Below are 7617 nucleotides of genomic sequence, written 5' to 3' on the forward strand. Positions count from 1 at the left end.
CCGCCTCTGTCCTCCCCCCGCCCCGCCCCCTCCATCCGCCGCGCCGCGATCATCGCCCGCCGCCGCCGCCGCACCGCCGCCCTCACCCTCCTGTCCCTGACGGCCCTGGTCACCGCCGTCTTCACCGCCGCGGCCTGGTGGATCCCCCTCCCCCCCACCGCCCTCCTCCTGTCCCACCTGGCCCTCCTCCGCACCGCCACCAAGATCGACCAGACCCGCCGCCGCGAGGCCTTCGAAGCCCGCCGCGCCGCCCTGGAGGCCACCCCCACGATCGAAGAGCCCCTCATCCCCACCGCCGAGATCATCACCTTCACCCCGCCCCAGGAGGTCTTCGACCAGTACGCCACCGAGACCGACACCCCCCGCCGAGCCGTCGGCGACTGACCCCCGCCCCGCCTTGCACGACCACCCCTCAAAGTTTGCTAAGGTTGACCCGTTCCTCGGGGATGTAGCGCAGTCCGGTAGCGCACTTCGTTCGCATCGAAGGGGTCAGGGGTTCGAATCCCCTCATCTCCACCCAGGACAAGGGTCGGTTCCGGTTACGGGACCGGCCCTTTTTTGATGTCTCTGCAGGGTTGTCGTCGGGTGGCTCTCGCAGGCTCGGTCCCTCGCTGCGCTCGGGGCTGCTGTTTGACCAGGGCTTCGCCCCGGACCCCGGCGAGGGGCTCCGCCCCTCCCGCACCCCGCCTTCGAGAACCGGTTTCCTTCTTCCCGCGAGGAGGGCGGTTCGTACTCCGTTCAGGGGCGTGCTTTCGTCTCGCGCGGCTCTTCGGGCCTGGCGGCCCGATCGCCGCGCTCCGCCTGTCAAGGCCGCGAGGTCTCGTGGCCGGCACTTTCATCAATGACCGGTCAGGCGGCCTGTCCTGGCTGGACGTTTGTCAGGTGAGCCTTCGACCGGGAAGCTGCTGAGGAACTCCCGTGATCGCGACGACCGGGTCGATGCGAGATCAATGCAGAGGGAACGATGCGGTCGGGCGACACGAGGCGATGAGCCTGGACCAGCCCGCGCCTTTTCTGGTGCTTTCTACGCCCCGACCCGTTCGGCGAGTTCCCGCAGCTCGGGGACGGGAGGGTCCTGCATGGTGAGCAGGTCGGCCACGAGCTGACGCACCATCCGATGGTTCTGCACCTGCTCCGGGGTCACTTCCTCGGCTTGCAGGAGCGCGGAGACCGCTTGGTCGATCTGCCGCCGCTGGGCATGAGCACGGGCCACGTCGATGAGCAGCCGCCCCCGCCGCTCGTCCGACAACGTCGAGGCGTCGACCGCCCCCGCGGCCCGAAGCGCATGCCCGGCGTCCCCGAGCTCAACCGCAACAGCGATCTCGTGAAGCGCGACGTTCGCCGGCCCGAACTCGGTGTTGTAGTGGTTGTGTCCGTCCCCGAGCCGCTCGGCCACCTCTCGGGTCCGTGCCAGATGCCCATAGGCCGCATCGGCTTCGTTCAGACGTGAAGCGGCAACAGCGCGTTGCAGGGTGAGCCCACCCCACAACGACATGGCCTCCGGTTGCCCCTCGTCGGCCAGGTGCCACAGCGCGTCCGCAGCCGTGCGGGCCGTCTCCTCCACCTGGTCGAAGTGCCGCGCACCCAGAAAGACGAACCCGAGCCGGAACGCCCCCGCGGCCATCAGCAGCGGATCGCCCGCCCGCTCAGCCGCAGCGATAGCCCGGTCAGCAGCGATCCACGCCGCCTCAGGTTCCACCAGCTTCGCCAACGCCGCCGAACACGCCTGGTAGGTGACGGCCAGAAACTCCGACAACTGCGCCCGCTGCTCTTGGGGAGCCGTCCGCACCGCAGTCTCCAGCGCAGGTATGAGGTCCCGAAGCAGGTCCGCCAGCTCCACATACCGGGCCGCGTGCGCCAACTCCCACGCTTTGTCCACCCGCTTCTGCAACTCCGCGACAGGTTGAGCCGGAGAGGCGTGCAGCATCGCCCGCAGCGAATGAGACCCCGAGAGCACCAGCCGCAGACTCGCCGCCCCCGGCATCTCCTCAGCGACCGCCGCCACGACGGGCGCATCAGCAGCCAGTTCCGCCAACGGCACTTCCAGCGCCTCAGCGACCGCCTCAAGGACCGACATCCGGTCCACCTTGCGGACACCGCGCTCGACCTGAGACACCCAGGCCACCGACCGATCGATCAGCCGAGCGAACTCCGCCTGAGACAACCCACGCCGCTTGCGCTCCTGGGCGATCTTGCGCCCCAGCGCCCGCTGATACTCCGTACTCACGAAGCGATCCCCTTACCGACCTGCGCCGTCACCCACTCGACCTCCACCGAGGCGAGCAGCTCCCCACGCCGAGCCAGGAACCGCTTGGTGTGCTCCTGCTCCTCGTGCGCATCGAACGCCGCCCGGTCCGCATACAGCTCGTAGAAGACCCGCCGAAGCGGCTCCCCCTCTACCAGGTGCGAGACGTACACCAACGTTCCAGGCTCCCGCTCCTTGATCCCCTCCAGCGTCTCAGCGACGAGCCGATCGAACGCCTCGGCGCTCTGTTGATCCTTGCAGGTGAACCGCACGACAAGCCCGAACACGAGCCCTCCCGATCACTGGACAACGAGACCCGTACCTATTGTGCGGCACTGATACTCAGTATGGGTTGTACTACTTCTACTATAGCCGTACTTTAAATATCAGTACAGCGCTCACCCTGTCCTTGACCTGCGAGATCGTGAGGCGGCCCCGATGACTCCTGCAAGCAAAGACGCGCACAACCCCATCAGCCCAACCCTCATCCAAGCCATCCGCGAAGGCCGGGTGGTCCCACCCCACACCCCCTTCACCGCCCTGGTTCCACGGGACCCGGCAGGCCCCTGGATCGCCGAGCGCCCCTTCAAGATCGACCCCTCAGGCGAAGGCGTGGCCGAAGCCCGCCGCTGGGCCCTCTCGCTCACCTCCCCCACCTGCGCCGCCCGTGACGAACTCACCCTCGTCCTCAGCGAACTCCTGGGCAACGTCGCCACCCACGCAGGCGGAGGCGAAGTCACCCTCACCCTCGCCCACACCCCAGAAGGCCTCACCGGCAACCTCGTCCACCACCAACCACCCACCAACGAGACACCCGAGATCCCCACCCAGATCGGCACCGAGATCGCCCACCTTCTCGGCCTCGACGACCAGGCCGACGACACCCTCATCTCAGCCCTAGCCGAAGGCGGCCGCGGCCTCTTCACCGTCGCCGCCCTCACCGCCGGCTCCCTCCACACCCACCAGGACGCCCACAGCACCACCACCCACTGGACACTCGACAGCTGCCACTGCCAGCCCGGTACCGAGGCCGCCTCATGAGCGCCGACCTGTTGGGAGTACTCCTACTCGCCCCGCCGTGCAGCGCGCTTCTGGCACCGCTCACCGCCTGGCAGAACACAGAGGCCCGGCCATGACACTTCTGGGAATCATCGGCATCGTGCTCCTGGCCCTCATGACGCTAGCCCTCCTCGCAGTCTTCGCCATCCTGCTCGTGCAGGACAGACACACAGGCAGACACCGATGAGCTGAACCGCAGCCACAGCCTGTCTGAGACGCGTGCGTCATGCTCTACAGCCATGACGAACGCCCCCAGTCAGTGGGAGCACTGGCTCAGCACACTGCCGCAAGACGAACGAAGCGCATTGATCGCGCTGCGAGACCACTTCGCCGGACTCGGCGCCGACGCGCCAGAAGACTGGGCCCAGTCGGAAATCAGCGAGGGCATCCCACAGCTGGCCCGCTTCCTCATCCTGCGGCGGCTATGGGACGAAGGCATCAACGGGTGGGAACAGCCCGGAGCGATCGAGAACCTCCCTGCAGCCCGCCGTCTCTTGGAGGGCGGAGCCGACCGCACCGATCTCATCAACACCATGCGCGCCTCAGCCTTCGAAGCAATCTTCATCGCGATCGGCATACTCGAGGGCCACTCCCAGGACCCTGATAACGCGATGCTTCCAGGCTGGTGTCTGCAAGAGACCGACCCCAAGGGTCACCCCACCGGACGGCGCATCGGCGGACTGTACGAAGACCTCCGCGGAACCGACCCATCCGGTCGCGACGCCGAAGACCTGTGGGCCTGAAGTACCCGGCCAGACTCCCCGAGCAGGACATGCCTCCCGCTACTCCGGATGAGAACTTTCTCTACGGGTTCAAGGGCGCCTCGCTACGCGAGCCGCCAGCCGACCGAGCGGCGCAGCGGGCGTGCGGCCTCTTCGGGCCGATCCCGCCGCACCGCCCGATCGGCTGTTTGTATTAGCGGAGGAATCCAAAGTCCGTCAGCGTCCTGCTTCAAACCAGGATTGTGGCGATGGGTCGTTGCCGCGGGTGTTGGGGTTCTAGCCTGGTTGCTATGGAAGCAGCAGGGTTGATTTTCACGGCGGTCGGCACCGTGGCAGGTGTTGTGGCAGCTTATTACGGGTGGGCCGCGGTACGAGCTCGCTCGCAATCGAGGGCTCAAGGTTCGAGGCCGCCTCTGCCTTCATCAGGTTCTAGGAGGGGTGAACCTGCGGGGTCTGTCTATGACGTGTTCGTCTCTTACTCGCATGATGATGCTGATTGGGTGATCCGGTTCGTGGAGCGACTTGAGGATGGGGGTTTGCGGGTCGCTCGTGATGAGGTGGTGTTCAAGCCGGGTGATGTGTTGGTGCACGCGGTTGAGCAGGCCATTCGTGACTCATCTCATGGGATCTTGGTGTTCAGCCCTGCATCGATGGCCAGTGGATGGGTGAAGCAGGAGTACGCCACGCTGATGCAGCGGTCGATCGAAAGCGGTCGCCGGTTCATTCCTCTGGTTATTAAGGACGTCGAGTTGCCAGAGTTCGCGGCGACCCGTTATTACGCCGACTTCCGGCAGATCTCCGGAACCGAGTATGACCAACTCGTCACTAGGGTGGCCGAGGCTCTGCGGAGCTGATGATCATGGCACACACGGCACGGGATGGTTTGTTTGGCTCGGCAGTGGGCGGCTGCGTTGGAAAGGGACACGAGCAGAGTGGCTGAAGAGCAGAGCAGCGAGGCGCAGCGGCGGTTGGATTTCTACATCAGCTATGCCGGGCCGGACCGGCTGTGGGCCGAGTGGATCGGCTGGCACCTGAAGCAGGTCGGCTACACCGTTGAGTTGGATGTGTGGGACTGGTTGCCGGGTGACAACATCATCCTCAGTAGGGAGAGCGCTCTGCGTCGGGCTGATCGGGTGCTGGCGCTGTGTTCGGCGGCCTACTTCGCCGGAAGGTTCACCGGCCAGGACTGGACTGCGGTCATGGCCGCCCAGAACCGGGAACCAGGCCGGTTGATCCCGATCCGGATCGAGAACATCGACCATGAGCAGCTTCCCGACATGTTGCGCACGGTGCAGAGCATCGACCTGTTCCACACCACCAAGACCGAAGCGCACCGGCGTTTGCTAGGAGGCCTTTCCGGCACGCTTAGTCCCGACGGTGACCCCCGGTTTCCCGGCCTATCCACTCCAGCAGAATCGGGTCCAGTCGGAACTTCGGGGCCTCGGCTGCCTGGTGCGGCCCGGCCGTCGAACTGGCAGGTCCCCACGCGTAATCCCGCCTTCACCGGCAGGGACGGTTTGCTGGTTGCCGTACGCGAAGCCCTCCTGAGCGCCCCCACCGGTCTAGTGGTGCTATACGGTCAGGGAGGAATGGGCAAGACCCAGCTGTCGCTGGAGTACGCGCACCGCTTCGCCTCCGACTACGACACCGTATGGGTGATCGACGCCGAGCAACCCGAACTCATCGCCGCTCAACTCGCGGATCTGGGGATCAAGCTAGATGCGACGACCTCTGCAGTAGAGGCGGAAACCGCGGCGAGGGTTGCAATCGCTGCGTTGCATGACGTGGAACGGTGGCTCCTCGTCTTCGATAACGTCGAAGACCCCGACTATCTGACCGGATATCTACCAGAGGGCCAGGGCCATGTGCTGGTCACCACACGCAATTCCGACTGGACCGAGTTGGGGGTTCTGGTCGCTGTCGAGGAATTCACTAGAGCCGAATCCATGACGCTGCTCATAGGTAGGGTAGCCGGGCTCAATCAGGCCGATGCGAACTCTTTGGCCGAGGACCTAGGGGACTTCCCGCTGGCTTTGGCCCAAGCCGCAGGGGTGCTCGCTAAAACGGGGATCCCCGCTGTCGAGTATAGGCGGCTCCTCGCGGACCAAGCGACTGAAGTGCTGGACAAAGGCTCGCCCCGCTCCTATGGGGTATCACTTGCCGCATCCACCCTCGTCGCCCTGGACAAGCTCACCAACACCGATCCCACAGCTGCGAGCTTGCTCTGTTTGTGTAGCCACCTGGCACCAGAGCCCATTCCGTTCGCCTGGCTGCACCGTCAGTCCACCGCCCTTCACGAGTCCGATACGGCCACCCCACTAGGGGAGCTACCCTCCAACCCATTCACAGTGGGCGACGCCTGCGCGCATATCAGCCACTACGGGCTAGGGCGCGTCGATCAACAGGGGCTACGCCTGCACCGCCTCACCCAGGCCATCCTCCGCGACCACACCCGCACTCACAGCACCGCCTACCACGCTGTCATCACCTCCATCCTCACTGCGGCCGCCCCCGGCAACCCCGACGACCCCAACACTTGGACGGCCTGGGCCCGTCTCACCCCCCATCTCATTACGGCAGAGCCTGCAACCACCCCACACGCTGAACTGCGTGCCCTTGCTACACGCGCCCTTCGCTACCTTCTGGCCAGCGGACAAGCCAACGCTGCGCTAACCCTGGCAACCCCCCTGCACGACAGTTGGACCGGCCTACTAGGTCCCGACGACCCCGACACACTCACCGCCGCCCAGCACCTTGCACACGCCCTCCACTACCGTGCCGACTACAGCACAGCCGGCCAACTCCGACAGGACACTCTGCAGCGGCGTCGCAGGGTGCTGGGTGATGACCACCCCGACACCCTGCAATCCGCCAACGACCTCGCCGTCAACCTGCATACCTTGGGACGGTACAAGGAAGACCTCGCTCTCGGTGAGGACACTCTGCAGCGGCGTCGCAGGGTGCTGGGTGACGACCACCCCGACACCCTGCGCTCCGCCCAAAACTTCGCCGCCACCCTGCATACCTTGGGACGGTACAAGGAAGACCTCGCTCTCGGTGAGGACACTCTGCAGCGGCGTCGCAGGGTGCAAGGTGACGACCACCCCGAGACCCTGCACTCCGCCCAAGGACTCGCCGCCACCCTGTATGCCTTGGGGCGGCGCAAGGAAGCGCTCGCTCTCGTTGAGGACACTCTGCAGCGGCGTCGCAGGGTGCTGGGTGACGATCACCCCGACACCCTGCAATCCGCCAACGACTTCGCCGTCGCCCTGTATGCCTTGGGGCGGTACAAGGAAGCGCTCGCTCTCGTTGAGGACGCTCTGCAGCGGCGTCGCAGGGTGCTGGGTGACGATCACCCCGAGACCCTGCGCTCCGCCCAAGGACTCGCCGTCACCCTGTATGCCTTGGGGCGGTACAAGGAAGCGCTCGCTCTCGGTGAGGACACTCTGCAGCGGCGTCGCAGGGTGCTGGGTGACGATCACCCCGAGACCCTGCGCTCCGCCCAAGGACTCGCCGTCACCCTGTATGCCTTGGGGCGGCGCAAGGAAGCGCTCGCTCTCGTTGAGGACACTCTGCAGCGGCGTCGCAGGG

Annotated in this window: 6 protein-coding genes, 1 tRNA gene and 1 pseudogene; 6 read left to right on the plus strand and 2 right to left on the minus strand. The window is 65.9% G+C overall.

Going from position 1 to position 7617, the window contains the following annotated elements; all coding sequences use genetic code 11:
* Together ABD327_RS36835 and ABD327_RS36840 are read left to right on the plus strand one after the other, a co-directional pair.
* Nucleotides 1-384: pseudogene (locus ABD327_RS36835) on the plus strand (hypothetical protein); the annotation flags it as partial.
* Between the two features lie 58 nt (nucleotides 385-442).
* A tRNA-Ala gene (locus tag ABD327_RS36840) sits at nucleotides 443-516 on the plus strand.
* Between the two features lie 508 nt (nucleotides 517-1024).
* Here ABD327_RS36840 and ABD327_RS36845 read toward each other — a convergent pair.
* A complete protein-coding gene (locus tag ABD327_RS36845) occupies nucleotides 1025-2227 on the minus strand; it encodes a helix-turn-helix domain-containing protein (protein WP_344458274.1) in 1203 nt (400 codons plus the stop codon).
* The gene (locus ABD327_RS36850) at nucleotides 2224-2532 is read right to left on the minus strand and encodes a putative quinol monooxygenase (protein ID WP_344458277.1); all 309 of its coding nucleotides are present in this window, start codon (nucleotides 2530-2532) and stop codon (nucleotides 2224-2226) included. Before ABD327_RS36850 ends, ABD327_RS36845 begins: the two co-directional genes overlap by 4 nt.
* Nucleotides 2533-2755: 223 nt before the next feature.
* Between ABD327_RS36850 and ABD327_RS36855 the strand changes: the two genes are divergently transcribed.
* The 4 genes from ABD327_RS36855 to fxsT all read left to right on the plus strand — a co-directional run.
* Nucleotides 2756-3286: an ATP-binding protein gene (locus ABD327_RS36855; RefSeq protein WP_344458279.1), complete on the plus strand. Its 531-nt coding sequence runs from the start codon at nucleotides 2756-2758 to the stop codon at nucleotides 3284-3286.
* Nucleotides 3287-3543: 257 nt separating this feature from the next.
* Nucleotides 3544-4047, plus strand: a complete 504-nt coding sequence (locus tag ABD327_RS36860; protein WP_344458281.1) for a hypothetical protein — start codon at nucleotides 3544-3546, stop codon at nucleotides 4045-4047.
* Nucleotides 4048-4316: 269 nt separating this feature from the next.
* Nucleotides 4317-4880 carry a toll/interleukin-1 receptor domain-containing protein gene (locus tag ABD327_RS36865; RefSeq protein WP_344458284.1) on the plus strand — a complete coding sequence of 188 codons (564 nt, stop codon included), beginning with the start codon at nucleotides 4317-4319 and terminating at the stop codon, nucleotides 4878-4880.
* A gap of 78 nt (nucleotides 4881-4958) precedes the next feature.
* A partial coding sequence (gene fxsT, locus ABD327_RS36870) for an FxSxx-COOH system tetratricopeptide repeat protein (RefSeq protein WP_344458287.1) occupies nucleotides 4959-7617 on the plus strand: 2659 nt, incomplete at its 3' end.

The sequence above is a fragment of the Actinocorallia aurantiaca genome (genome assembly GCF_039533685.1).
Classification (GTDB): domain Bacteria; phylum Actinomycetota; class Actinomycetes; order Streptosporangiales; family Streptosporangiaceae; genus Actinocorallia; species Actinocorallia aurantiaca.

Bases quoted from the DNA above. Each gene is read 5' to 3' on its own strand.
- ABD327_RS36865 (WP_344458284.1), top strand. From the start codon at position 4,317: ATGGAAGCAGCAGGGTTGATTTTCACGGCGGTCGGCACCGTGGCAGGT.
- ABD327_RS36860 (WP_344458281.1), top strand. From the start codon at position 3,544: ATGACGAACGCCCCCAGTCAGTGGGAGCACTGGCTCAGCACACTGCCG.